At 68.7% G+C, this 26,172-nt stretch carries 22 protein-coding genes; 3 read left to right on the top strand and 19 right to left on the bottom strand.

Features of this window, described 5'->3' with window-relative positions; translation table 11 throughout:
• Positions 1–4 precede the first annotated feature (4 nt).
• The 13 genes from IT361_13525 to IT361_13465 all read right to left on the bottom strand — a co-directional run bounded on the left by IT361_13525 (position 5) and on the right by IT361_13465 (position 12,878).
• Positions 5–1,162, bottom strand: a complete 1,158-nt coding sequence (locus IT361_13525) for a cysteine desulfurase (GenBank protein ID MCC6318696.1) — start codon at positions 1,160–1,162, stop codon at positions 5–7.
• Positions 1,163–1,220: 58 nt separating this feature from the next.
• The gene (locus tag IT361_13520; GenBank protein MCC6318695.1) at positions 1,221–1,955 is read right to left on the bottom strand and encodes an ABC transporter permease subunit; all 735 of its coding nucleotides are present in this window, start codon (positions 1,953–1,955) and stop codon (positions 1,221–1,223) included.
• The gene (locus tag IT361_13515; GenBank protein ID MCC6318694.1) at positions 1,952–2,902 is read right to left on the bottom strand and encodes an ABC transporter ATP-binding protein; all 951 of its coding nucleotides are present in this window, start codon (positions 2,900–2,902) and stop codon (positions 1,952–1,954) included. The genes IT361_13520 and IT361_13515 overlap by 4 nt, the downstream gene beginning before the upstream one ends.
• Positions 2,899–3,537: a cyclase family protein gene (locus IT361_13510; protein ID MCC6318693.1), complete on the bottom strand. Its 639-nt coding sequence runs from the start codon at positions 3,535–3,537 to the stop codon at positions 2,899–2,901. Before IT361_13510 ends, IT361_13515 begins: the two co-directional genes overlap by 4 nt.
• Positions 3,530–4,291: a tryptophan 2,3-dioxygenase gene (locus IT361_13505; protein ID MCC6318692.1), complete on the bottom strand. Its 762-nt coding sequence runs from the start codon at positions 4,289–4,291 to the stop codon at positions 3,530–3,532. Before IT361_13505 ends, IT361_13510 begins: the two co-directional genes overlap by 8 nt.
• Positions 4,288–5,013 (bottom strand): bacillithiol biosynthesis deacetylase BshB1, encoded by a 726-nt coding sequence (gene bshB1 / locus IT361_13500; GenBank protein ID MCC6318691.1) that lies wholly within the window; start codon positions 5,011–5,013, stop codon positions 4,288–4,290. Before bshB1 ends, IT361_13505 begins: the two co-directional genes overlap by 4 nt.
• A 47-nt stretch (positions 5,014–5,060) precedes the next feature.
• On the bottom strand, positions 5,061–6,305 hold the full coding sequence (locus IT361_13495) for an ABC transporter permease (protein ID MCC6318690.1): 1,245 nt from the start codon (positions 6,303–6,305) through the stop codon (positions 5,061–5,063).
• Positions 6,306–7,547: an ABC transporter permease gene (locus tag IT361_13490; protein MCC6318689.1), complete on the bottom strand. Its 1,242-nt coding sequence runs from the start codon at positions 7,545–7,547 to the stop codon at positions 6,306–6,308. It abuts the gene before it with no gap.
• 160 nt (positions 7,548–7,707) lie between these two features.
• Positions 7,708–8,478, bottom strand: a complete 771-nt coding sequence (locus tag IT361_13485) for an ABC transporter ATP-binding protein (protein ID MCC6318688.1) — start codon at positions 8,476–8,478, stop codon at positions 7,708–7,710.
• Between the two features lie 50 nt (positions 8,479–8,528).
• Complete coding sequence (locus IT361_13480; protein ID MCC6318687.1) at positions 8,529–9,797, bottom strand: efflux RND transporter periplasmic adaptor subunit; 1,269 nt, start codon at positions 9,795–9,797, stop codon at positions 8,529–8,531.
• 23 nt (positions 9,798–9,820) lie between these two features.
• Entirely contained in the window at positions 9,821–11,284 is a 1,464-nt protein-coding gene (locus IT361_13475) for a TolC family protein (protein ID MCC6318686.1), read from the bottom strand.
• A gap of 117 nt (positions 11,285–11,401) precedes the next feature.
• Positions 11,402–12,082 (bottom strand): hypothetical protein, encoded by a 681-nt coding sequence (locus IT361_13470; protein ID MCC6318685.1) that lies wholly within the window; start codon positions 12,080–12,082, stop codon positions 11,402–11,404.
• Between the two features lie 55 nt (positions 12,083–12,137).
• Positions 12,138–12,878, bottom strand: coding sequence for a creatininase family protein (locus tag IT361_13465; protein ID MCC6318684.1), 741 nt, complete (start codon positions 12,876–12,878; stop codon positions 12,138–12,140).
• On the opposite strand from IT361_13465, the gene IT361_13460 reads away from it, so the two are divergent.
• Positions 12,866–16,828 (top strand): ATP-binding protein, encoded by a 3,963-nt coding sequence (locus IT361_13460; GenBank protein MCC6318683.1) that lies wholly within the window; start codon positions 12,866–12,868, stop codon positions 16,826–16,828. The two genes, IT361_13465 and IT361_13460, sit on opposite strands and share 13 nt — an antisense overlap.
• 45 nt (positions 16,829–16,873) lie before the next feature.
• Positions 16,874–18,628: a protein kinase gene (locus IT361_13455; protein MCC6318682.1), complete on the top strand. Its 1,755-nt coding sequence runs from the start codon at positions 16,874–16,876 to the stop codon at positions 18,626–18,628.
• Here the strand turns inward: IT361_13455 and IT361_13450 are convergent.
• Both IT361_13450 and IT361_13445 read right to left on the bottom strand, forming a co-directional pair.
• Positions 18,625–20,007, bottom strand: coding sequence for an NAD-dependent succinate-semialdehyde dehydrogenase (locus IT361_13450; GenBank protein ID MCC6318681.1), 1,383 nt, complete (start codon positions 20,005–20,007; stop codon positions 18,625–18,627). The genes IT361_13455 and IT361_13450 overlap by 4 nt on opposite strands.
• 11 nt (positions 20,008–20,018) lie before the next feature.
• Positions 20,019–20,810 (bottom strand): TIGR00266 family protein, encoded by a 792-nt coding sequence (locus IT361_13445; protein MCC6318680.1) that lies wholly within the window; start codon positions 20,808–20,810, stop codon positions 20,019–20,021.
• Positions 20,811–21,021: 211 nt separating this feature from the next.
• Between IT361_13445 and IT361_13440 the strand changes: the two genes are divergently transcribed.
• Positions 21,022–21,537 carry a hypothetical protein gene (locus IT361_13440; protein MCC6318679.1) on the top strand — a complete coding sequence of 172 codons (516 nt, stop codon included), beginning with the start codon at positions 21,022–21,024 and terminating at the stop codon, positions 21,535–21,537.
• Positions 21,538–21,547: 10 nt separating this feature from the next.
• On the opposite strand, the gene IT361_13435 is transcribed toward IT361_13440, so the two are convergent.
• From IT361_13435 to IT361_13420, 4 genes are all read right to left on the bottom strand, one after another.
• Entirely contained in the window at positions 21,548–22,816 is a 1,269-nt protein-coding gene (locus IT361_13435) for a DNA polymerase IV (protein ID MCC6318678.1), read from the bottom strand.
• Positions 22,785–24,419 carry a long-chain fatty acid--CoA ligase gene (locus tag IT361_13430; GenBank protein MCC6318677.1) on the bottom strand — a complete coding sequence of 545 codons (1,635 nt, stop codon included), beginning with the start codon at positions 24,417–24,419 and terminating at the stop codon, positions 22,785–22,787. Before IT361_13430 ends, IT361_13435 begins: the two co-directional genes overlap by 32 nt.
• Positions 24,420–24,547: 128 nt before the next feature.
• Positions 24,548–25,081 carry a GNAT family N-acetyltransferase gene (locus IT361_13425; protein MCC6318676.1) on the bottom strand — a complete coding sequence of 178 codons (534 nt, stop codon included), beginning with the start codon at positions 25,079–25,081 and terminating at the stop codon, positions 24,548–24,550.
• An 81-nt stretch (positions 25,082–25,162) separates the two neighbouring features.
• The gene (locus tag IT361_13420; GenBank protein MCC6318675.1) at positions 25,163–26,152 is read right to left on the bottom strand and encodes an NAD(P)H-quinone oxidoreductase; all 990 of its coding nucleotides are present in this window, start codon (positions 26,150–26,152) and stop codon (positions 25,163–25,165) included.
• Positions 26,153–26,172: the final 20 nt, after the last annotated feature.

Genomic DNA, 26,172 nt, shown 5'->3' with positions numbered 1-26,172 from the left:
CATCTCAGCTCACTCCGCTGAGCCGCCTGGCCTTGGTGACGAGGGCAGGGAACACCTCGGCAACGCGCTGAACGTCGACATCACTCGTTAGGCCTCCCAGCGACATGCGGATGGCCGCGGCCGCCGTACCGGGAGACACGCCCATCGCCGACAGCACATGCGATGGCGTGACGCTTCCGCTCTGACACGCCGACCCCGCCGAACACGCGACGCCGCGCAGGTCCAGGGCCATCAGCATCGCCTCGCTGTCGGTCCCCGGTACGGAGATATTCAGGATGTGCGGCGCGCGCGGCGCGCCTCGTCCGTGCACGACGGCGTCCGGGATCTGCGCGAGCAGCGCGGCCTCGAGCGCATCGCGCAACTGCCGCAAACGCGCCACCTCGGACTCACGCTCCGCCAGGGTCAGCTCGGCCGCGACGGCAAAGCCCACTGCCATGGCCACGTTTTCGGTGCCCGGTCGACGGCCGCGATCCTGCGAGCCGCCGTGCATGAGGGGCTCGAGCGGCGTGCCTCGACGCAGGAACATCGCGCCGATTCCCTTGGGAGCGCCGATCTTGTGACCCGAGATCGTGAGGTAGTCCACCGGTAGCGCCTGCAGGTCGATGACCACCTTTCCGAACGCCTGCACGGCATCGGTGTGGAACAGGGCTCCGCGCGACTTGGCGAGCGGGACGAGTGCCGGGATGTCCTGCAGGACGCCCACTTCGTTGTTCACCCACATGATGCTGACGCACGCCACACGCTCGTCGACGAGCGCCTCGTAGCTCTCGCGTCGCACCAGCCCGTCCGGCGATACCTCCAGAATGCGCTCTTCGCCGCCTTCCTTCTGCACCTGATGTGCGGCGGCGAGCACCGCCTTGTGCTCGATCGGCGTGGTGACGATGGCGGGCCGCACGTGCCGCACCGCCCGCCAGCTGCCGAGCAGGGCGAGGTTATCGCCCTCGGTTCCCCCGGAGGTGAAACACACCTCGTCGGGATGTGCGCCCAGGCAGTGCGCCACGCGTTCACGCGCCTCGTCGAGGGCCGTGCGGGCTTCACGACCCCAGCGGTGCATGCTCGAGGGGTTGCCGAACCGCGGCCCGAAGAACGGCAGCATCGCCTCCAGCACTTCCGTTCGCACCGGAGTCGTGGCCGCGTAGTCCAGGTAGATCGGGCTGCTCATGAAGAAAAAATGCCCGGTTACCCAGGGTCGTGGTAGGGCCTCGGCCATCCTGGCCCGCTCAGCCCAGGTCCACCTCACCGCGCCTGAAGCGCCCAACGGCAATCAGGAGCAGTATCGCGGCGAGCACCGCACACGTCCCACTGATCCACCAGGCCACGCCCTCCACGCCCAGGTCGCCCAGTCGGGCCGAGATTCGTGCCCGCGACGCCTCGGGAACAAACTGGACGGCCGCGACCGGAATCATCGTTGCCACGAGGAGGATCACGCCGAACAGCTGCTGCGCCTGCCGCACGGTCGCCGCGCGCAGGGACACCAGCACCCCGAGCCCGGACACGAATGTGGCGGAGGTGCCGAGCAGCACGAGGAGCGAAACCAATCGATGGGCCGACATCCACTCGGCACGTTCGCCGAACGCGACACGCACGGTGATGAGCCCGATCGCCAGGTTGCTGAGCGCGAACGCGTACCCGTAGAGCACCGCCGCGATCACCTTGCCGAGCAGGATCGACGCATCGCTGAGTCGTGTGGACAGCAGCGTTTCCAGCGTGTGCCGTTCGCGCTCACCCGCCACCGAGTCCGACACGATGGTTGACGTCATGCTGGAAGTGATGAACGGCCAATAGAAGAACATGATCGTGAGATTCGCCCAGCCGGGCCCCAGCTGGAGCGGGACGAAGATCCCGAGAAAGGCGACCACGAGCAGGATGGACCATCCGCCGCGTCGCACGTGCGCGAACTGGTCCATGATCTCCATCCACTCCTTGTGCGTCACGGTCCACGTGTCGCGGATCATGCGCGCGCTCCGGCGCCCGGGGCGTCGACAAGGTCGAGGAACGCATCTTCGAACGTGGCGCGGTCCGGTCGCACCTGCTCGATGTCCACGCCATGCGCCGAGAGCCAGTGGACCAGGGCCGGCGTACGGCCGCTGGGCGTGAACTGGATGCGAAGTCCGCCATCGACGCGCTCGACCGACGCCACGCCCTCGACCAGCGCGAGGCGGTTCACGATGTCATCCGTGGGTGCGTTGCTGGTGGCGATGATGATCCGGTCGCGGGTGCGACGTTCGCGCAGTTGCGACGGCGTGCCGAAGCCCATGAGCGCTCCTCGCCGTACGATCCCGACCAGTGCGCAGAGGCGCTCTGCTTCCGCGAGGTTGTGCGTCGTGAGGAACACGGTGACCCCTTCATCGCCCGAGAGGCGAGCCAGGTCATCCCGGAGTGACGCGCTGGCCACCGGGTCGAGGCCGGCCGTCGGTTCATCGAGGAACACCAGCGGTGGACGGTGGAGCACCGCCCTGGCGACGGCGAGCCTCTGCTTCATGCCGCGGCTCCAGGTACCCACCACTTCGTCGCGCCGCTCCCAGAGGCCAAATCGCGAAAGCAGCTCGCGGATGCGGGCGCTGCGATCGGACGGCGACAGTCGCCACACGCGAGCAAAGAAGTCGAGGTTCTGCCGCGCGCTCAGTCGTTCATAGAGCCCGGTGTGTTCCAGCAGGGCGCCGCAGGCGGTGCGCACGCCCTCCCCATCGCGCACCGGGTCGCGACCGAGCACCTCGACGCGGCCGGCGGTGGGGTGGGCCAGGCCAAGCAGCACCCGGATCAGCGTGGTCTTGCCCGCGCCGTTCGGCCCGAGGAACCCGAACACGATGCCGGCCGGGACGTCCAGGGTGACGTGGTCCAGCGCCCGCACGCTGCGAAAGTCCCTCACCAGTTCGTGGACGCGGATCGCCCACGCGCTCATCGCGGCGGTGCTTTGAGCAACGCGCGGACCGGCGCCGCGTCGAGTCCCTCGATGCGCAGCGGGGGCGCCATCAGGTGCCAGGCGCCCGACTCGACCCCGCGCAGGTCGAGATTCTCGAGCACGTATGCGCCACCGTCGAAGATCCGGTGATGGTTGCGCAGGTCCTTGCTCTCGCGGTCGTCCACCGACGGTGCATCGGTGCCAACGAGTCGCAGCCCGCGCGCGTGCAGCGCGTCGATTGCGTCAACCGAGAGCGACGGCCACGCGTCGGGAAAACGTCCACCGGTGATGTCGCGACCCGTGCGGAGCAGCAATCGCGGAATGCGGCGCTCGTCGGGCAGCCGCAGCGCGGCGAGCGTGATCTCGCCCGTCACGTGCCGGACGTCCGCGACCCAGGCCTCACCGATGAAGGCCTCGACCGGCAGGTCGTGCGACGCCGGCGCGCCGTCCCGCACATGCAGCGGTGCGTCGGCGTGTGTTCCCACGTGTGGGCTCCCCGAAACCGTGGAGAGATTCACGCTTGCGCCCTCGGCGAGACGCCAGGTCCAGCGGCAATCGAATGGGCTGTCCCCCGGCCATTCCGGCGTGCCGGGGCGCAGCAGGACGCTGGCGTCGTACCAGCGCTCCTCAGGCACTGCTTCGCGTCCCGAACACCGTCGACCGCACCTCCCAGAGACGGGGGAAGAACCGCTGCTGCAGCGTGCGTTGCAGGTACTTGGCGCCCAGCGTGCCGCCGGTGCCACCTGTCTGCGGCCCGATGATACGTTCGACCAGCTGCACGTGCAGGAATCGCCAGAGGCCAAAGCCCTGTTCGTACTCGATCAGGCTCTCCGCGAGCAAAAAGTGCGCGGTCTTGTCGGGCGCGGCGTAGACCTGTTCCAGCGTCGTTCCGTGTTTGGCGAGCAGGCCAAGAAACAGATCCTGCAGCGTAGGGCGCGTGAGCACGTCAGCGACTACCGCCGGGATGGGCCCGTGTTCCTGAAGCACGTGCATGAAGTGTTCGTCGCGCAGTCCCGAGGCGGCTTCGATCGCACGGAACTGATAGCTCTGTCCGCCGCTCGCGGATCCGAGGTACCCGCGGAACTCCGCGAAGCGTTGCGGCGGCAGCGTGTCCAGCGCCGAGAGCTGCGACGCGACGATGCGCATGAGCGCGTTGAGTCGCCGCATCGCGGTCAGGGACGCGAGCGTGTCGGCATTCCCGAGATGCGTGGTCAGGGCACGCAGTTCATGGAGCATGACCTTGAACCACAGTTCGCTCGCCTGGTGCACCACGATGAACAGCAACTCGTCGGGGTGTTCGGGTGTGGAGCGGGGCTGCTGCAGGGTCAGCAGTTCGTCGACGTACAGGTAGGAGCCGTAGGTGACGTCGGAGTGCGCCGTGGTCGTCAAAACGTGGATACCTCCAGTGCGGTGAGATCGTCGACGCGCATCGTCTCGGTGGTGAAGAACGGTTCCCCGTACTTCACCCGGATGAGCGATCCGTAGTGCGCCGAGTGGTGGCGGATGATGTCGGCGAGCGGTTCGCCGTTGGGATAGACTTCTCCGGCTTGGATGGCGCCATCAAACTGCGACTGGAAGGCGGCAATGGCGGCGAGCTTGGCGTCGAACGTACTGGTGATGTCGACGACGAAGGTGGGGCGTACAAAGTCTTCGCGGTAGGTGATCGCGTGGACGACCTTGTGAGGCCGAAACGCGGGAACCTCCGGGGCGACCTTGCGCAATCCGGCAACGAACACCGCGTCACGAATGAGTTCTGCCGCGACGCGGTGATCGGGATGCCGGCCAAAGGGAGCCGGAGCCGGGGCGATGACGACGCGCGGCCGCAGTTCGCGCAGGAGTCGCGCGAGCTGCACGCGGGTCTCCGGCGTGTTCGTGATGCCCGCGTCAGGCAGGCCGAGCGTGCGGCGCTCCGCAACGCCCAGGATCGCCGCCGCAATCGCCGCCTCCTCGGCACGGCGCTCCGGGGTGCCGCGACTTGCCGTCTCGCCCCGCGTCAGGTCGATGATGCCGACGCGCTGCCCCCGCCGGGCCGCGAGCGCGAGGGTGCCCCCGCAAATCAGCTCGGCGTCGTCCGGGTGCGGCGCAATGGCCACGATATGGAGGTCGAACATGCTGGAAGGTAGCCGCCCGGCATCGCACCCGCGAAGTCAGGCGGAGGTCACTCGTAGCGCAGCGCTTCCACGGGATCCATGCGGGCCGCGCGCCGCGCCGGCACCAGGCCAAACGTCACGCCGATCCCGAGGGAGAGGAGCACCGCCACCACCGTGTAGCTGAGCGGCGTCGACGCCGAGACGCTGACGGCCATCGAGATGCCCTTGCCGATCAGCAGGCCGGTGATGATGCCCAGGATGCCACCAATGCCGGTGAGCGTCGCCGCCTCGATGAGGAACTGCATCATGATGTCGCGACGCGAGGCGCCTAACGCCTTGCGCACGCCGATCTCGCGCGTCCGGCTCGTCACCGACACCATCATGATCGCCATCACCCCGATGCCGCCGACCAGCAGACCGACCGACGACAGGGCGACCATCACCAGAAAGAAGGCCCCGGTGAGGTTGTTGAACACCTGCAGGATCTGCCCCTGCGTCATGAAGTCGAAGTTGTCGCGCGCCGAGGGGCGCAGGCCGCGCATCTCCCGCAGGGCGATCCGCACGGCGTCCTGTGCCGCGTCGACCGTGACCCCCGCCCGCGGCTTGATCACGATGAACTGTTCCTGCGTGCGGTTGATGTCGAAGCGCTGATCGAGCCAGCGGAACGGGACGATCGCCGCGGTCTCGACACCCGGCGGATCGAAGATGTTGGTGAGCGGGGCGTACACCCCGATCACGGTCGCCGGGCGACCGCCGAGCTGCACGGTTCTGCCAATCGGGTTCTCGCGGCCAAAGAGCGTCTGCACCACGGACTCGGCGAGTACGCAGACGTTGCGCCCGCCGGCCACCTCCTGTCGCGTGAACCACCGGCCACTCGCCAGCTCGCCACCGATGATCTCCGTGAATCGCGAGTCCGCGCCGTAGATGCGGTTGGGCTGCACGCGCAGCCCGTTGTACTCCACGCGCGCCACCTTGATGCCCCACAGTGACGAATAGCCGATCTCCGGCAGCTGGGAAAAGCGCTCGGCTTCGTCGCCATGCAGGTCGGGCCGAATGCGAACCCACGCCGGCAGGTTGTCGGGGTTCAGCGGCGTTTCGGAGTAGACCTTCATCACGTAGAACGTCGTCGGGCCCGCGGTCTGGATCGTGGTGACGATCTGCTGCTGCACGCCGTTGATCAGTGTCGCGATCGCCATCACGGTGCTGATGCCGATGACGACCCCCAGTACCGTGAGCGCCGAGCGCAGCTTGGACGTGCGCAGCGTGTCGATCGCGATGCCCACGTTTTCGCGAATCTGATCGGCGAGTCGCATCTATTCGGCCCGCATCGCGGCGATCGGATCGAGGCGCGCGGCCCGTCGCGCGGGATACACGCCGAACACGATGCCGACTCCGGCGCCAAGGGAAAGCGCGATCGCCACCGACCACCACGTGACGCGCGTCGGGAGCGGCGACGCCGCCGCCACCGTCGCGGCGAGCAGCCACCCGACCATCACGCCCAGCAACCCCCCAAGCGAGGCCAGCGCCACCGCCTCGGCCAGGAACTGCCGTTCGATGTCGCGCGCCCGGGCGCCAAGCGCCTTCCGGATCCCGATCTCGTGCGTCCGCTCCGTGACCGACATCAGCATGATGTTCATGATCACGATCCCGCCCACCACGATGCCGATGGATACAATGGCCGGCACGATCGCGAACAGCAGTTGCGTGAGCGTCTTCCAGAAGTTCACCAGCGCGTCGGACGTCTCGATCGAGAAGTTGTTCGGTTGCCCGGGGCGGAGGCCGCGAGCGACACGCATCGCCTCCTCGGCGCGGCCCATGGCCGTCGCCACATCCTCGGGTGCGCGCATCTTGATCGACACCGTGGTCGAGGCCCGCTTGCCGTACATCATCTCGAAGCGCGTGAACGGCAGGAGCACGTATCCGTCGAACGACTGACCAAGGACGCGACCCTTGCGCGCGTTCACGCCGATCACCGTGAACAGCTCGCCGCGGAGTCGCACCTGTTGCCCCACCGGATCGACGGTCTCGAACAGCTTCTCCGCAAGTTCGGCGCCCAGGACGACCACGGTCCGACGCTGCGTGACGTCGATGTCCGACAGCGCGCGCCCCTGCTCGAGCCGATAGTCCTGCACCACCTGGAACGGCGCCGTGACCCCGAAGACGAGGGCATCACCGACCGTGCGATTGCGCCAGGTGACGTCTGCTGACGGCGTCGGCCAGCCCGACTGGATTGCCACGGCCTCCGCGTCGGGGAAGGCGGCGCGCACGGCCTCGGCATCCGTGCGGGTGATCAGGGGGCGCCGTGCCATCCGCTCGACCTCTTCGTCGACAAAACCCGAGACGTTGATCGGGCTGCGGCGGACCTGGAACGCATTTGCGCCGATCATGGCGTCCGCGACGTTCTCCTTCACGTACGCGTTGAGGCCCTGGATGATCGCGAGCACGGCCACCAGAAACGTCACCGATACGATGATCCCGAGCAGCGTGAAGAACGACCGCAACTTGGCGGACCGGATCTGCGCGAACGCGGTGGCGACGACGTCGAGGGGAAGCACTTTTCAGCGAATGAGCGGTGAGCGCGAGGCGAGTGGGGAAGAGAACGCCGAAGCTTGATTTAGGTCATCCGAAAAATAGCCTGAGAGAGCAGAAAGGGGGGACAGTCGCCTGAACTGTCCCCCCGGTGCCGCGACGCTGACGGTCTCGCCCAACGTCCGGTCAACCGATACCGTGCTGCTCCTTGAATGCCTGACGACGGTCGTCGCTGGCGATGAGGCCGTCGCGCAGCACGACGATGCGTCGCGCATGCGACGCGATGTCGGGCTCGTGGGTCACCATGATCACCGTCTGCCCGCCGCTCGCGAGCCCCTCGAACACCTTCATGATCTCCGTCGAAGTCTGCGAATCAAGGTTGCCGGTCGGTTCGTCGGCAAGGAGGATCGATGGGTCATTGACCAGCGCGCGAGCGATCGCCACGCGCTGGCGCTGTCCACCGGACAACTCGTTGGGCTTGTGCGTCATCCGGTGCTCCAGCTGCACCTTTTCCAGCGCGTGCTTCGCCTTGCGCTTGCGCTCGTCGGCCGAGATGCCAGCGTAGACCAGCGGAAGCTCCACGTTGTGCAGGGCGGTGGCACGCGGCAGCAGGTTGAACGTCTGGAAAACGAACCCGATTTCCTTGTTCCGGACGCGTGCCAGCTCGTCGTCGCTCATTTTCGACACGAGCATGCCGTTGAGCCAGTACTCACCAGCGGTCGGTGTGTCGAGGCAACCCACGAGGTTCATCAGCGTGGACTTTCCGGAGCCCGAGGGGCCCATGATGGCGACGTATTCGTTGCGTCGGATCGCGAGGTCCACGCCGCGGAGCGCGCGCACGATTTCGCCGCCCATGTCGTACTCGCGCTTGAGACCGCGGGTGACGATGACCCAGTTCCTGTCGGGCGTCGCCCCGGGTTGCGCGACCACGGCCTTTCGTTCGGCCGTGGTGCTCATGGCGTGCTCGCCAGTGGTGGTCAGCGGGTTCCCTGTTCCGAAGTGTTCGCTCACGATTTCGATCCGGGTGTGGGCTTCTTTTCTTCCTTCATCTGGCGGACCAGGTCGCCGTCCTTCAGCTCGCGGATGGCCTGATAGGTGCCACCCACGATCTTGTCGCCCTGGCTGAGACCGGAAATCACCTCGAAATACCGATCTCCGGCAATCCCTACCTTTACGGGCCGGAAGGTCACCTTGTTGTCCGCCGCGACGACAAACACGCCTTCGACGTCCCGCTTGCCCACTTCCTTCTGGGGGGCGCGGCCCACGGTGACTGCGGAATCTCCGCTCCCGACGCTTTCGTTTTCCCTCACGGTAAGGGCGATGATCGGAATCGAGAGCACCTTGTCGCGAACGTCCGTGACCACCTTGGCGGTGGTCGAGAAGTCCGGTCGGGTATCAGGCGGCGGATTGAGCAGCTGGATGGTGACTTCGTAGTCGATGGCCTGGTCCGTCTGTGCGCCCGCTGCCGCCGCCTTGACCGAGCTGTTGGAGATCTGGACCACCTTGCCCAGGAACGTGGTGTCCGGGAAGGCGTCGATCTGCACGACGGCCGAGTCGCCCACGCTGATCCGCGACACGTCGGTCTCGTCGACCTTCACCTTGGTCTCGAGCACGCTCATGTCGGAGATGGTGAGCAGCGTGGCGGCGTCCTTGTTGAATGTGCCGGGCACCGCCGTTTCACCCTCTTCGACGACGAGGCGCGTGATGCGGCCACTCATCGGGGCGAGGATCGTGGTCTTCGACAGCTTGCTCCTGGCGTCGCGCAGGGCGGCCACGGACTGATCGACGTTGTGCTGCGCGGACTCGTACAGGGCGAGGTTCACCTCCAGCGTGGTCTTGAGCTGTTCGATCTGTTCTTCGGCGACGAGCTGCGCGTTTGTCTTGCGGATCTCCATGCTGCGGTCGTAGTTCCGCTGCGCCTGGAGGTGATTGGCCCTGGCCTGCGCCGCCTGTGCGCGTGACGAGGAGAGTGCGGCCTCACTGCGCTGAACGGCCGCCACGTATTCCTGCGGGTCGATCTCGAGCAGGAACTGGCCTTTTTTCACCAGCTGTCCTTCTTTGACGGACAGGCGGACGATGCGCCCGGAAATGTCGGCAGCGACGTCCACTTTGGTGCGCGGCTGGACCTGGCCCGAGGCCGTCACGGCTGCGACGAGATCGCGAGGCTCGACGGTCTCCATCCGAACCTCGGTTCCCTTGGCCCCTCGCTTGGCCGCCGTCGTGGCTGCCACCGCGGCCACGGCCACGACGCCCAGGCCGATCAGGGACCAACGCATACCCTTGCTCATGGATTCCTCGCTCAGCGAAGTGGACGGCCGACCGCGCCCTCGAGGGCGGCGAAGGCCTTGTGAAAGTCGTAGATCGCGTTGATGCGATCGGTCTCGGCGCGCTCGTAATCGCTGCGTGCCTGGGTCACATCAACGAACGTGTTGGCGCCGACGCGAAAGCGCTCCTGCGCCAGGGCCAGCGCTTCGCGCGCCGTCACCGAGTTCTGTTCCTGCAGGCGAACGGTCCGATACGCCGTCGTGAGTGTCCGATAGGCCGATGTGACGTCGGCCGTGAGGCGCAGTTCCTGCTCGCGCAGGCGATACCGGGCGTCGTTGCTCGACGCCTGGGCCTCCTGCACGCGCTGCTCGCGCTGGAAACCGTCAAAGAGAGGCAGCGAGACCTGCACCGCAAAGTTCAACGGGCTGCGCGTGAACTTGAGCGGCCACTGGGAGTTGCCACTGCGGATCGCGTCCTCGATGGCCGGGGTGAAGGCGATGCCGTTGCACTGGGCGGCGATGCTCGACAGCCCGGCCCCGCGCCGCAGCGAGTCCTGCGAGAAGCACGAGGCGCGACTGCCCAGAATGCCGGCCTTGCGATCGTTGATCTGCCCGTCGATGTCCATGAGCTGCTGCGAGAAGCCACTGAGGCCCGTGGAGAGCGAAAGCGTCGGGAGGTACGCCGAACGCGCCGATGAGACCTGTACGTCGGCCGAGCGCTGGCGCGACTGGAGCGCGACCAGGGCCGGGTTCGCGCGGCGGGCGAGGTCGAGCACCTGCTGCAGCTGCACCGTAGGCTCCTCGACGCCGAAGGCCGTCGTCAACCGCACGTCGGCGGGCTGCTCCACGCCCATCTGCTGGAAGAGCCGCAACTTTTCCAGCTCGGCGGTGTTCTGCTCCCGCAGTCTGGCAACCTGTTGCTGGCCGACCTGCACTTCGGCCCGCCGAACATCGAGCGTGGTGGCTGCTCCCACGGCTTGTCGGGCGCGGGCCAGCTCGAGTTGCGCCTGGGTGCTCACCAGGAGCGTGTCCTGAAAGGCGGCCCGTGCCTCGGCCTGCAGTGCGTTGAGGTACTGGGTGATGACGTTGGTGCGGAGTGTGGCGGCCGCGCTGGTGACCTCGGCCTCGGCGGCATCGAGGTTGGCGCGCTGCTGCCTGACGCCAAGGAACGAGGCCCGGCTGTATTGCGCGTCGATCGAGACGTCGCCACTCGAAGACAACACGTCGGACGTGGAGCCGAACGCCTGCCCGGCGAAGAACTGCGCACGCCCCTCGCGATACGAGGATCCGAATGACGTGCGAACGCTTGGGAGCAGGTTGCCGTACGCGCTACGCACTGCCGCGCCGGCCCGCGAGCGTCCGGACGTGCTCTGCAGGTAGGTCGGGTTGTTCTTGATGGCGAGCTGCACCGCTTCTTCGAGGGTGAGCACCGGTCCCGCAGCCTGGGCGCCAAGGAGCGAAGGAAGCGCGGCAAGGGACAGGAGGACGAGTCGTCGCATGACGTGATATGGCGAAGATGAAGGCTGCCGGACGTACGGGACGTCCGCTGGGTCGGTTTCACGACCGAAAGACCCAAAACGCCCCGTCCGTGCGCGGGGCGTGTGGGACCGAGCGCGTTATGCCGAGGGCGGGTCGTCGCGCAGCGCGACGAGATTCCGCGATGGAATTGCCACCTTCAGCACGCGTCCCTTGGCGTCCACCCACACGTCGCGCGTCGCGCCGGTCGGTTCAGTGAAGACGATGTGGCGGGCGTCGAGCGCCGTGGCGCCGATTGTTACCCGGTCGCTTCCTCCATCCGTGGCCCGCAGGACGAGCTGGGCGTTGCGACGCGGGATCACGATCGAAGTACTCGCCCCGCTGCGCTGGGCAAGGAAGAAATACTGGTGAAACACGTCGTCATCGAGAAGCACCGCACCGTCCGCCACCACGTACTCGCGCTCGGAGGGGCCGCGGGCGTTGTCGATCTGCGCGCTGACTCGCCCCCGAGCGATCCGGCCCATCCAGCGCTCATGAGCCCCGCTCGTGCCCTTGACCTCCACGGTGTAGCGCGACGGCGCTCCGGTGGAGTCAGACCACAGCGACGGGTTCATGCGGCGATCGCCGTAGACCACCGTCGCCCGAGAGAGGTACTCCATTCCGTTCGGACCGGGCGTCCCACTGATCGTGAAGTCTTCGCGACCCACACGTTGGCCGTTCACCGTGATCGTGAACGATCCTCGGTCCAGCGAACGCACGCCTTGGGCTGAGAGTGGAGCGGCCAGGACCGTACCGAGGAGGAGCAGGGATAGTCGCGTCATGGCACCGGGATGGTACACCAGTGGAAGGGACCCGTTCTGAACCCGATATGTCACCCTAGTCCTCGTCGTCCTGGGGCGCAAGCAGCACCTTGTCGCGAATCAACCTCTTGATACGCTTGTACATAGCCTCACCTTTCGCCGCCGACGCCGCCGACGGATTGCCCATCGATCCCGCGGAGGCTCGCATCACCCTCAGGTTCGCCCGTCCAAGTCTACGGAGCCCCCGGCGTGACGGCAGCGGGAAGTCCTCGGCGCGACCCATGTCCACCAGATCGGGATGCAGGAACAGCATCAGCGAGGTGTCGATTTCGTCTCCATGCAACGCGCCGTACGGGCTGTCGGTCGCCTCGGGCATGACGATTCCGAGGACGTCGATGACCTGCACGCGAGCGGCGGTGGTGATTACCGTCGAGAGGGCTTCGACGTGTGCGTCATGGCCGTTGGCGGTCACGAGCACGAACTCCTTCACGCCCCCGGCTTCCCACGCATCGATGAGGTCGTTGAGGGTCCGCAGCAGCGACTTCCGGCGCAGTCCGGCTCCGCCCGGCGCCGGCCGCTCGTGCGGCACGTTGACCCCGTACTCCAGGGTCGGTGCCCGAAGGATCTGGAGTTCCGCCGAGAGGTCGTCGACGAGCCGGTCGATGATGATCGTATCGCAGCCGATCGGCAGGTGAGGGCCATGCGACTCGCACGTTCCGACGGGCAGCAGGAGTCGGGGGTCGCGCGCCAGCGCATCGGCGATTGCGGGCGGCGACAGCTCCTTCAGGCGCAGGGGCTGCGGTCGTGATTCAGCCATCTCTTTCGGGCGGCGTGGGGCGTCGCGAGGGTGCCGGCCTCCTGCTCGCCGGTGTCGCGTGCGTGACGAGTGCGCTGTTCCTGCGCACGTGGAGCGTACCTTATCTCGTCACGACGACCGCCGCCACGATCGCCACCGTGGCGCTGGTCCGTTCGCGGCGCGCGGCCTGGCTGGCGCTCATCGCGAGCCAGGCTGCGATGATCCTGACCTGTGTGGCGGCGTGGCGCGCGCTCGGTCGGCCATCTTCGAGCGAGGGGGCGAGCGTGCCAGGCGTTGCGCTCGAGGTCCTTCAACGGAGCGGCGCTGAGCTGACGGATGAACTTCAGCGCGCCGCCCGCGCCCTGGCGGGGCTCCCGGTAACGGGGCAGGGGACGTCCGTGACGTTGCTGGAGCCGGTCCTGCCTTCGGCTGCGGGTGGTGAGGCTGCGGGCGTGATTCTGCGCGCCGGGGTGCCCGAAGCGTGGGCCGGCCTGGTGCGACTGCCGCTGGCCGACATGGCACTCCCGGTCGGCATCGCACATAACGAGTTCTACGGTGTGGTGTACGCCCGGGCCTCGCAGGACGGTCGCGAGGCGATCGCGATGCGCACTCTTTACGCACTCGCGCCGGCCGATCAGCTGGCGCGGCCCTGGCTCCGCGTCATGGCCGATCGGCTCGGCCTCGAGCGCATCGACGCGTCCCGGACGCCACTCGACAGCGCGGCCACGCTCAGCGTCGACGGACGCCCCGACCTCTGGCTGCGCCCGGTTCCCACGCCGGAGCCGGAGCGGCGGCTCGCGCTCGAGGAGCGGTATCGCGTGATCGTGCTGACCCTGGCGCTTGCGATCCTCGTCGTTGGCCTGGGGATTGTCTGGCGGGGCGCGTCTGGGCTCGTCGGACGTCTCGTGGCGCTGCTGTGCGTTGGGGCCACGATCGGGGCGGCGCCTCTGAGCAGCTTGTCGAACGTCACCGCTGCGTTCAACTCGGGCTACTACTTCTCCGCGTCCGGCGGCCCCTGGACGGCAAGCATCGGCGCGCTGGCGATGACGGGCGCGCTCGCCTGCCTGGTCGTGATCGCCTTCGCCCGCGACCGCCGCTGGCGTCCTCCGGTGTGGGTGGCGCTGCCGCTCGCGGCCTCCTGCGTCGTGGGCGCTCCATACCTCCTGCGCTACCTCGCGCGCGGGATCGAACTGCCTCCACGCGGTGCACCGGCGACCCTGTGGGTGGCGTGGGAAGTGGCGCTCTTCCTCGTTGCGGCCGGCACCTTGCTGCTCGGCGTGTGGGCAACCAGCGCGTGGCGTCGCCGCGGCCTGCCTAACGGCGCGGCCTGGGGATCGCTGCTCGGTGCCGCCGCGGCGGTGCTCGCGCCGGTCGTGCTGGAGGCGCCGGGTCGATTTCCGTCATGGTACCCCGTGCTCTGGATCGCGGCGATGAGCGCGCTCGTGATCACGCGACGCTCACGCACGCTCCCGTTGCACGTGGCGTTCCTGGCGGCCTGCGGGGCGACGACACTCGTGTGGGGGTCCATCACGCGCAAGCGGGTGGACCTGGCGGAGCGAGACGCCGCTGGCCTTGGCGCGGCGGATCCCGAGGTACGTGTGCTCCTGACGCGACTGCTCGACGACGTGCAGAAGCGTCCGCCGCCGCGGACGTCGGCGGACCTGTTGAAGTTGTACGTGGGTTCCGGGCTCGCTGCCGCCGCCAATCCCGTTCAGCTGGCGGTGTGGTCACCGCGGGCATCGATCGTGCCCGATGCGGTGCTCAACCTCGCGCGCCTCGAACGCCGTGCCGAGGGTGAGCGTGAACTCGCGCGTTACGCCGACTCCACGGGCACCGTGATCTCGCGGGAGTTCGGGTCGACGCAGGGTGTGCAGCTCGTGGTCGGGGCGCCGCTCGACTCGGCCCATGCAATCACGATCGCCGTTGCGCCGCGCACGCGGCTCATTGCTGACGACCCCTTTGCTGCGCTCCTCGGCGTGGAGTCGCCGACAGCGACGGAGCCGCCGTATCGACTCACACTCGGTCCGGCCACTGCGCCCCCGGCCGCGCACGTGGAGCGCTGGATCCGCCGCGATGACGCCCTGCGCGGCGACTGGCAGATGCAGGCCGTGCTTGGCAACCTGCATGCACACGCCGAGGTCGAACTGCGCTCGCTCGATGCGCTCCTGGTCCGCGGGACGCTCCTGGTCATCCTCGACGTCGCGGCGTTCGGCCTGCTCTGGATGCTCGTCGCGCTGTCCGATCGCGCACTGACGCGTTGGCTGCGTGCGCGTGCCGCGCGATACCGGCGTTCGTACCGCGCTCGACTGACGGTTGCGATCTTTGGTGCCTTTGCCCTCCCGTCGATCGCCTTCGCCATCTGGACGTACAACCGTCTTGGTGCCGAGGACGCGCTCTCCCGGTCGCTCCTGGTGCAGGAGACGCTGCGCGCCGTGAGCGCGCGCGGCGCGCTCGACCTGGGCACCGAAGCCGGGCGGCTCGACGCGCCGCTCTTCCAGTACCGGCAGGGCGAGCTGGTGGCCACGAGCGACGTGCTCTTTGCGCGACTGGCGCCGCTCGGCCTCCTGCTCGATCCGGTCGCGGCGCAGGAGGTGTTGTGGGGCGCGGAGGAGACGGCGAACCGCCGCATCACCGTGGGGAGGGAGCCGACGCTGCTCGGCTACCGCGTGCTCGCCGATGGCTCCGTCCTGGCGGCTCCGGCGCGTCGGAGCGAACTGACTTTGGAGCGGCAGCAGCGCGATCTCGTGGCGCTGCTCGCCGTGTCCATGGCGATCGGTACCCTGGTGGCGCTCTGGCTGAGCGGGCTCGCCGCGCGTGCCTTTGCGCGGCCCGTCGCGGCGCTGCGACGCGCGGCGGGCGACGTTGCGGCCGGCGCCCGCGAGCTGCCCGCGTTAGGCCCGCGGCCACCAAGCGAGTTCACACACGTGTTCGAGACGTTTCGGCGCATGGCCGTTGACCTGAGCGACTCGCGCCAGGCACTCGATACCGCGCGCCGCCGAACCGAAGCGGTGCTCCGGGACGTCGCCAGTGGTGTGGTGGCGCTGGATCGACACGGCGCGGTGCTCCTGGCCAACCCGCAGGCCGAACGACTGCTTGGGACGCTGCATCCCCGGGACCGCGTCGAACGCCTCCCCGGCATCGCCGAACGCTGTGCGGCCTTCCTCGCCGGTGACCTCGAAGACGACGCATTTGAGCTGCGGTGGCGCGGCCGCCAGCTCCGGGGTCGCCTCACGCGACTGTCCCGAGGCGACGGGGGCGCCGTCCTCACGCTCGACGACGTGACCGACCTCGCGCGGGCGCAGCGCGTGTTTGCGTGGGGCGAGATGGCGCGACAGGTCGCGCACGAGATCAAGAATCCGCTCACGCCCATCCGTCTTGGCGTGCAGCACGTCAAACGCGCCCACGCCGATGGGCGCAGCGACTTCAGCACCATTCTTGGCCGCAACGTCGCCCGCATCCTGGAGGAAATCGACCGGCTCGACGAGATCGCACGATCATTTGCGCGTTTTGGGCTGCGCCCCGATGATGCGGCGACCGCCGAGCCGGTCGACGTCGCACGCGTGGTGCGCGATGTCGTGGATCTCGAGCGGATGGGGGACAGTGCGATCACGTGGTCCGCCGACGTGCCTGGCTCGCTTCACGCGCTGTCCCGCGAGGGCGAACTGCGCGAAGTGCTCCTCAACCTGCTGGAGAACGCACGCCTCGCGCACGCACGCCAGGTGACCGTGCGTGCGCGAGGCGAGAATGACCAGGTGCACGTGACCGTCGAGGACGATGGTGACGGTATCGCGGATGACGTCGTGGCGCGATTGTTCGAGCCGCAGTTCTCCACGCGCACCAGCGGAAGTGGACTCGGCCTCGCGATCAGCAAACGACTGGTCGAATCGTGGGGTGGCCGTATCCGGCTCGAGCGACGAGATCCGCGCGGAGCGACGGCGTCGCTCGCGCTGGTTGCGGCGACGCCGACATAGCAGCTTTCACGCATGCCGCCCACACCCGCAGATCACGTACGCTCCGTGCCTTCCGAGACCCTGGGTGACGCGCCCAACCGCGTGTCGCACGAGTTGCCGGAGCACCTGCGGAGCTGGCAGCTCCCACCGGACTGGGCGTGGGGCACCGAAGGCGTGTCGATGGAGCACCGACACTACCAGGAAGTCCGCGACGCCCTGGGGCGTTCGCTCTCGCTGGTGTCGGCCCCGGATCCGACACACCTGAACTGGCTCGCCGCCGAGGCCCGGGCGCTGGCCCATCGCAACCATCCATCGATCCCCACCACGTATCACTACTGGGCGCCACATCCCCATAGTCAGCGTGGGCCCGGATACCTGCGACGATGGTTGGCGGCAGAAGCGGCGGGGGCCCGTGTTCGTCGCACGGGGGCGATGGACATTCCCGAGACGGTCAGGCTGCTGCGCGTCGTTGGTTCGCTGCTGGTGTACGTCCATGACCAGGGCTCGGCGCACGGCGCGGTGTCGCCCGAGGTGATCTGGTCGGCGCCGTCGGGCCGGATCTGGTTGCTCGGATGGCAGTGGGCACTCCCGTGTGGCGAGATCCCGGAAGGGCTCGCGCCGGACTCGCGCTGGACGCCGATGGCGCCGGAGTGGAGTGCCGGCGAGTGGCGACCGACGCTGGCGTCTGACCAGTGGCAGCTGGCGGCGTCGCTGTTCTTCGCGATCACCGGCGAGCTGCCGCCGCGTGGCGAGATCCCCCCGCTCCAGTTGCTGCGCCCCGAGGTGCCGCAGTCGATCGCGGCGATCCTCGATGTCGCGCTGCGGCGCGACCCGGACCAGCGGCATCGCTCGTTGTCGTTCATGCTGCGCGCCCTCGAGCGCGTCTCCGGCTCGCGCGCCGGGTTCAGCTCGATGCCGTCGATTCCAACGGCGCTCACTGAAGAGGGTCGCCTGCGCTGGGCCGTCGGTGATGATTACGATGTGCTGGGCTTCCTGGGCCGCGGCACGTTCGGGAGCGTCTGGCGCGTGCGCGATCTGTCCCTGGAGCGTGAAGTGGCGCTCAAGATGTTGCACCCCGCGGTGGCCGAAGACGAACACGCGGTGGCGCGGTTCCGACGCGAAGCGCGATTGGCGGCGCAACTCGCGCACCCGGCGATCATTCCCATCTTCGACTGGGATGCGCGCGGCGAAGTATCGTGGTACACGATGGAACTTGCCGAGGGTGGTTCCGTCGCCGACCTCATCGCGCGCGCCGGGGCGCGGCCGTTCGAGAGCATCGTGAGCCAGATCGATCGGGTGCTCGACGCGCTCGCCGCCGCGCACGCGGTCGGCATCATACACCGCGACCTCAAGCCGGAGAACATCCTGATCGATCGCTACCGGCGGTGGCGGATCGCCGATTTCGGTATCGCTCGGGCCGAGGGCGAGCGGGCCGGCGTCACGGGAACGCCTGCGTTTGCCGCGCCGGAGCAGATCCTGGGAGAAGCCCAGGGGCCAGCGGTCGATTGTTTCGCAGCGGCGGCAATCATCTACTACGCGCTCACCGGTCGCCCGCCGTTCGAGGCGCCGGATCCGCAGGGCCTGCTGGCGCAGCAGCTGGGCGCCCGCACCGACACGTCGATGCTGCCCGAGCCGATCGCTGCGTTCCTGCAGAAGGGGCTCGCACCGGACCCGGCCACGCGCTTCGCGGACGGCGACGCGATGCGCAACGCGTGGCGCGAGCTGGTGGCCGAGCGCGAGCGCGAGGCGCGCCGCCAGGACACGTGGTGGGGTCGCGTCCTCGGGCGCGGCGACACGCCGGCCAGGGACGAGCCTGCCTAACGCTCCAGGCCGAAGCGGCGCACCGTCTTCACGTTGACGAACTCCCGCAGGCCCCACACCCCGAGCTCGCGGCCAAACCCCGACGCCTTGACGCCCCCAAACGGGAAGCGCGGGTCCGACGCGACCATGCCGTTCACGAACACGGTCCCGCAATCGAGTCCGAGCTCCGCGCGCCGGGCATCGGCGATCTTTGCGGTCCAGACGCTGGCGCCGAGTCCGAACCGCGTCGCGTTGGCCAGCTCGATCGCCGCGTCGAGCGACGCCACACGATGGAAGAGTGCCACCGGACCGAACAGCTCTTCGCTCCACGCCGGCGCGCTCCGCGGAACGTCCACGAGGATCGTCGGCGAGTAGTAGTTGCCGCGCCCCGGTATCGGGCCTGATCCCAGCGTCCGCCGGGCGCCCGCGTCGAGGCTGGCCGTGACCTGCGCGTCGAGCTCATCGCGGATGGCGGGTGTGGCCAGCGGCCCGAGGTCCGTGTCCGGGTCCATGGGATCGCCGACCCTGAGGGTGCTCATCAGGGCGGTGAAGCGATCGAGGAAGCGATCAAACACGGGCGCAACGACGATGAAGCGTTTGGCCGCGATGCACGACTGCCCGTTGTTGATGCATCGCGCCGTCACGGCGACCGCGGCCGCGCGATCGAGGTCGGCACTCTCGCAGACGATGAACGGATCGCTGCCACCGAGTTCGAGCACCGCCTTCTTGAGATGTCGCCCCGCGGCCTCGGCCACCGAACGACCCGCCGGTTCGCTGCCCGTGAGCGTCACGGCGTGGACCCGTGGGTCGGCGATGAGGTCGGCGACGCGGCGCGCGGGGATCAGCAAGGACTGGAACACACCAGGCGGCGCCCCCGCGCGCCGAAAGAGGTCTTCGAGCGCGATCGCCGAGCGCGGAACGTTGGAGGCGTGCTTGAGCAGCGCCGTGTTGCCGGCGGCGATTGCCGGCGCCGCGAAGCGGATCACCTGCCAGAACGGAAAGTTCCAGGGCATCACGGCGAGCACGGTGCCTAACGGCTGGTAGCACACCTCCCCATGCTCCGATCCGTGATCGACGACCAGCTCCGGATCAAGGAAGCGCGCGGCGTTGTCAGCATAGTAGCGACAGGCGGCGGCGCACTTCTCCGCCTCGGCGATCGCCGACGCGAGCGTCTTGCCCATCTCCTGGGTCATGAGGCGCCCGAAGTCCTCGCGTTCCGCCTCGAGCAGGTCGGCGGCACGGAACAGCAGCTCGGCGCGGTCGTTGACGGCGCTCGCCGCCCATGCCACCGCTGCGGACGCGGCGAGCGCCACGCGGCCCTCCACCTCCGCCGGCGAGTGCTCTTCGATTTCGAAGGCGACGTTCCCCGTCGCGGGATCGATCGATTGCTGCTTCGCCATGATGCGCGCGATCAGCGATCGCCGTCGAGCATGCCGCCGAGCGCGCCGAGCACGCTTCCTTCCTCGCGGCGCGCGCCGCCGGCCCGTGGTGCCGCGGCGATGATCCGATCGGCGAGGCGTGAAAAGGGCAGCGTCTGCAGGATGACCTTTCCGGGGCCCGTCAACTGAACGAAGAACAGCCCCTCGCCGCCAAAGAGCGCGGTCTTCACCCCCGGCACCATCTGAATGTCGTAGTCCACGGTGGGCTGCATCGCGACGAGGCACCCCGTGTCGACGCGCAGCCGCTCGCCGGCGTTCAGCGTGAGTTCGAGCAGGGTGCCGGATGCATGCAGGAACACCAGGCCGTCCCCAAGCAGGCGCTGCAGGATGAATCCCTCGCCGCCAAAGAATCCCGCGCCGATGCGCCGCGAAAACGCGAGGGTCACATCCACGCCGCGCGCCCCGCAGAGGAACGAGTCCTTCTGGGCAATGAGATCGCCACCCCATGAGCGGAGGTCGATCGGCTGGATCTTGCCCGGGTACGGCGACGCGAACGCCACGTCCCGGCGCACGGTCGTCTCGTTCATGAAGAACGTCACGAAGAACGAGTCGCCCGAGAGCACGCGCTTGCCCGCGGACTTGAGCTTGTCCCACATGGTGCCGCCACGTCCCGTCTGGTCGAGCGTGGTGGCCATCGCGATGCCGTCTTGCATGTACATCATCGCCCCGGCCTCGGCGACCACCGCCTCGCCGGGGTCGAGCGTGATGATCACGCCCTGAAGGTCATCTCCGATGAGTCGGTATTCGATGTCGTCAGCAGGCATGGGGGATGGATCGGGGGGTGGGAGCGGGAGCAGCGCGCCTTCAAGTAATGCCGGTCGTGCGCGACCGGAAAGGCTGAACCTTCACTGCGCGAACACCGGCGCGATCTCCTCGTGCTGCTCGATCGACCGTTGACGGAGCGCGGCGGCTCGCGACCGCGGTCGGCCGGAGGCGGCGGTTCCGGCGTCCGCCGTCGCGACGTATCTTGGACTCATGCTGCGTCCGCCGCGTGGTCTCGTTAGGTCCGCCGTCGTCCTGCTTGCCGGCTGCGCCGGGCCGCGCGAGTCGCGCGATGCCGCCGTCGATTCACCCAGGGTGGTCGTGACGCCGCCGGCGGCCGCGCCTGGCGACACCGCCTGCCGGCTGTCCGGGCTTTGGGCGCGCTGCTCCGTCGAGGACCGGATGCTGCACGCCGGCCTCGTGGCCACCCGCCGCCCGGAGGCGGTGACACTGGACCTGTTTTCTGTCCCTGGCATCGGGTACGACGTGGGCGTACCTGGTGACGAAGTTCAGGTGTTTCTCTACGGCACCGCCGAGGCCAGGCGCGCAGACACGGATCGCCTCGACAGCCTGAGCGTCTCGCTCCGGGGGCAGCGACGGAGCTATCCCGTCCTGCCGCTGCTCGTGACGTCGAACAACCTCGCGGCGCTCGTTTTCACCCGGAATGAGCGGAGCCAGGAGCGCATCGCCAACGCGCTTTCGGCGGGGTTGCCGCAACCGCGGCCGTGATCGCGCACGCCTAACGCCGCAGGCGCCGCTTCCCGTCGGCGAGGCGCCCGGGCACGACCGCGTCGCGGCCAAAGCGCTGCCGCACCGCGTCGATGGCCTGTGACAGCGCCCGGTCCTTCTGCGATTCCACCGGGCTCGTCACGTCGCCGGCAAAGAGCGAGAGCTGGGTGTCGACGTCCGCGTCCTCGAGTCCGGTGAGGGCGACGCCGAGGAGGCGCGCGGGCACGCGCCTGGCACGCCGCAGCCTGGCGAGGAGCGCGCGCGCCGTGGTCAGGATCACGCGGTCGGAGAGCACGGCGGCCGGGAGCGTTCGCCCTGCGCTCCGCGTGGTGAAGTCGCCGTCGCGCAGCTTGAGTGTCACGGTGCGGGCCATCAGCCCGTCGTGGCGCAGGTCGTGGGCGACCCGCGTGACCAGGTGCACGAGTTCGCGGTCGAGGTCCTCGTCGCTCGACAGATCGTGGCCGAACGTCTCCTCGTGACTCAGGCTGCGCGCCATGTCGCGCGAGCGAACCGCCGAATCGTCGATCCCGCGCACGCGATCGTGGAGCCACCGGGCCGCGCGCGCACCCAGCATCCTCGTGAGCGACGCGAGGTCCACGGCGAGCACGTCGCTGACGGTGCGCAGCCCCCTGGACGCAAGCGATTCGCGAAATCGCGGCCCGACCAGGGGGATGTCGGCGAGCGCGACGGTCTCCAGGAACGCCGACTCCTGGCCCGGCGCAACGACGAACACGCCGTCGGCGTGCGTTCCCGGTTTGGGCTTGGCGCGCTCCACGGCGATCTTGGCCACCAAACGATTCGTGGCGCCACCGATGGACACCGTGAGCCCGGTCTCCGCCTGCACTGCGGCGCGGATCCGGTGCGCCACGTCGCGCAGCGAGGCGTGAGCGTACAGAGCCTCGGTGCCGCTCAGGTCCACATACCACTCGTCGATGCTCGCCCCCTGGACCACGGGCGAGAACCGCTCGAGCGCCGCACGGATCTCGCGACTCTTCTGCCCACAGACGCTGTGCGGCACCGGGACGACCATCGCGCCGGGGCACAATCGCAGCGCGCGCGCCGTTGGCATGGCCGAGCGCACGCCAAACTCGCGCGTTTCGTAGGACGCGGAACAGACCACGCCTCGCGTGCCGCCACCGCCAACGATCAGCAGCCGAGCGCGGCCAGCCCCGGCGGGATCAACGAGCCGGGCCACGGCGACGAAGAACGCGTCGGCGTCGACGAGGATGATCCGCCGCGCGGGCGGATCACCCGCCGGCGGCGGGTCGCCCGCTGCCATAGTGCTCCCGGAACTGCTCGCGCATGACGCTCTTGTGGAACTTTCCTGCGCTCGTTTTCGGGATGGCGTCGACCCGGACGATCGCGTCCGGGACCCACCACTTGGCAAAACGCTCGGCAAGGAAGGCCCGCAGGGCCGCCTCGTCGACACTGCGCCCCTCCTTCACGACGACGAGAGCGAGTGGACGTTCATCCCATCGTGGGTGCGCGATCGCGACCACCGCGGCCTCGGCGACGTCGGGGTGCCCCATCAGCGCGCCCTCCAGCGCGACGGAACTGATCCATTCGCCGCCGGACTTCACCAGGTCCTTGGCCCGATCCTGGATCGTGACGTAGCCCAGCGCGTCGATGGTCACCACATCGCCCGTGCGGAACCAGCCGTCGCTGGTAAAGCGATCACTCGTGCCATACAACTGGTAGTAGCCGCGTGCGACCCAGGGGCCACGCACCTCGAGCTCGCCCATCGTCGCGCCATCCCACGCGACCAGTCCCTCCTCGTTCCGGGCGCGCACCTCGACACATGCCATCGGTCGACCCTGTCTGGCGCGATACGCGTACTTCACGTCGTCGCTGGCCGTGTCGAGCTCCGGGGTCAGCCGACTCACGGTCCCGAGGGGCGAGGTCTCCGTCATGCCCCAGGCATGAACGACGTTGAGACCGTGACGCTCGCGAAACGCGCGGATGACAGACTCGGGCACCGCGGCGCCTCCCACCACCATGGTGTGCAAGGCATCGAGCTTGTAGGTGCCGGGCGCGGCGTCGAGGGCCTGCAGGATCCCGAGCCAGATCGTGGGGACGCCCGCGGTCAGGGTGACGCGTTCGTCCTGAAGCAGGCCGAGGAGCGACGCCGGATCGAGGTGTGGGCCGGGATGCACCTGGCCGCTGCCCAGAAAGGCGCATGCGAACGGCAGCCCCCACGCGTTCACGTGGAACATCGGCACGACGGGGAGCACCACGTCGCGGTCGCTCAGCCCGAAGGCCTGCACGAGGCCGAGACCCAGCGCATGCAAGGTGATCGAGCGGTGCGAATACAGCACGCCCTTGGGGGCGCCCGTCGTGCCGGAGGTGTAACACATGGCCGCGGCTTCATGCTCGGCGACGTCGTCCCACGACCACGCGTCAGACTCGCCGCTGATGAGTGCCTCGTAGTCCAGGGTTCCCGGCGGTGCGTCGCCGTCGTCCGACATCACGATGACGTGCTCGGGCTTCACCCGGCCGGCCACTTTCTCCCACAGCGGCCACAGCACCTTGTCCACGAGGATGACGCGATCCGCGGCGTGGTTGGCGATGAACGCGATGTCGTCCGGGTGCAGCCGCAGATTCAGGGTGTGGAGCACCGCACCCAGGCACGGGATCGCAAAGTACGCCTCGACGTGGCGCGCGTGGTTCCACGCGAGCGTGGCCACACGATCGCCCGGACGCACCCCGAGCCGCCGCAGCGCCTGCGCGAGCCGACCGGCGCGCGGGATCAGGTCGCCATACGTGGTCCGAGCCACGGCGCGGTCCGGTCGTCGGTGCACGACCGGTCGCCCACTGAACGAGGTCAGGGCGCGGCGGATCATCATCGGGACGGACAGGGGCATGTCCATCATCAGGCCGTGCATCGCTGTCTCCTCGCAGGGGAACGCCCGGAGAGCCGGGCACGGGAAACTGCTGCCGGCCGTCCGTCGGCACAACCGACAGCGTCGAGTGGGGTCGTGCCTCAGCGGCGCCTGGGAGCGCCGGGCGATCGTTAGGCGATCGTCTTGTGGAAGCAGGCCTTCGGGGTCACCGATACCCCGCGGTCGACGAGTGCCTCGTAGCGGGCAACCTTCTCGGGGAAGGCCGCGAGGTGGGTGCGGGCATACCCGAGCGACACAAAGAAGGGCTCGGCGAGCGACAGCGCGAACAGCTCGACCACGCCTCGGCGACGCGCCACGGCCTCGACGCTCCGCACGGCGAGCGAGCCCAGGCCCATGCCCTGGGCCTGCGGCGCCACCGCCACCGACGACACCTCGGCGAGCGACGGGGAATACTCGGCCAGCGCGGCGCAGGCCTGCACGCGATCGTGGCGATCCACGATCACGACGAAGTCGTCGAGGGCGGACTCCACCTCGTGCAACGCGCGCGGGAGCAGGCGACCATCGTCCACGAACGTGGCAATGAGCGCGTGGATGTCGGCGGCGTCACCGGGACGTGCCGCGCGCGCCGCGTGCGTTGCACTGAGGTGCGCGCGGGTGGGTGTTCGCGGGTGGGCCGGACGGCGGCGAGATGCGAGGTTATGCACGGTATATGCATAAATACGCCGAACCCGCCGTGCAAGTTCCAGGAGCTGGTTCATCAAACCGAACCAATTTCAAATTCCGGCTCAGCCCAGGTCGACCACCACCTTTCCGAACGTGGTGTTCGATTCCATCGCCGCGTGCGCGGCGGCGATTTCGCCGAGCGGGAATACGCAGTCCACGACGGGCCGCACGGAGCCGGCGGCCAACAGCGGCGTCACGTCGCGGTCGAATGCTTCCGACGCCGCGACCTTTTCGGCGAGCGATCGGGGGCGGAGCACCGTGCCGCGCAACGTGAGCTGCCTGGCCAGCACAATGCGATGATCGAGGGTGCTGGTGGCGCCAGCGATCGTGCCGACCAGCATGACACGGCCCCGCAGTGCGGCCACGCGCAGACTGGCGCCGAGGTAGGGCCCGCCGAGCAGGTCGAGCGTGACGTGGATACCGGCGCCTGCGGTGAACGCGTCGACGGCGCTGCCTAACGTGTCGAGCGTGTCGCCGACGACGAGCCCGTCGTCCATGCCGAACTCGCGCGCACGATCGAGCTTGGCACGGCTGCGCGTCGTGCCGAAGACCCGGGCGCCGAGTGCGTGCGCGAGCTGCGAGGCGGCCAGGCCGACGCCACTGCCGATCGCATGAATCAGGACCGATTCACCGGCCTCGAGCCCGGCCTGCGAGACCAGCGCGTCGTGCGCCGTGATGAACGCTTCGGGAATCGCCGCTGCCTCGATGAACGACCACCGATCGGGGATGCGCACGATGGTACGCTCGTGCGCGACCAGCAACTGGGCGTGGCCCCCGCCGCCGGTGATGCCGTACACGCGATCGCCGGGCTGCCATCTGGTGACGCCGGGGCCACAGGCAGCGACCTCGCCGGCGAACTCGATGCCTGCGACGTCGGTGGGTGCACCCGGTGGGGCGGGATAGCGGCCAAGACGCTGGAGGATGTCTGCACGGTTGAGCGCGCTCGCCCGAACGCGCACGAGCACCTGCGCCTCGCCGGCCACGGGGTCGGACACTTCGCGCACCGCGAGGACTTCAGGGCCACCAAAGCTGGTAATGATCGCCGCGCGCATGGGTCGCTCCGGCCTGGGAA

The organism is Gemmatimonadaceae bacterium, assembly GCA_020846935.1.
Classification (GTDB): Bacteria; Gemmatimonadota; Gemmatimonadetes; order Gemmatimonadales; family Gemmatimonadaceae; genus RBC101.
Note: the sequence above shows the minus strand (reverse complement) of the source record. Positions and strands in the feature narration are given on the sequence as shown.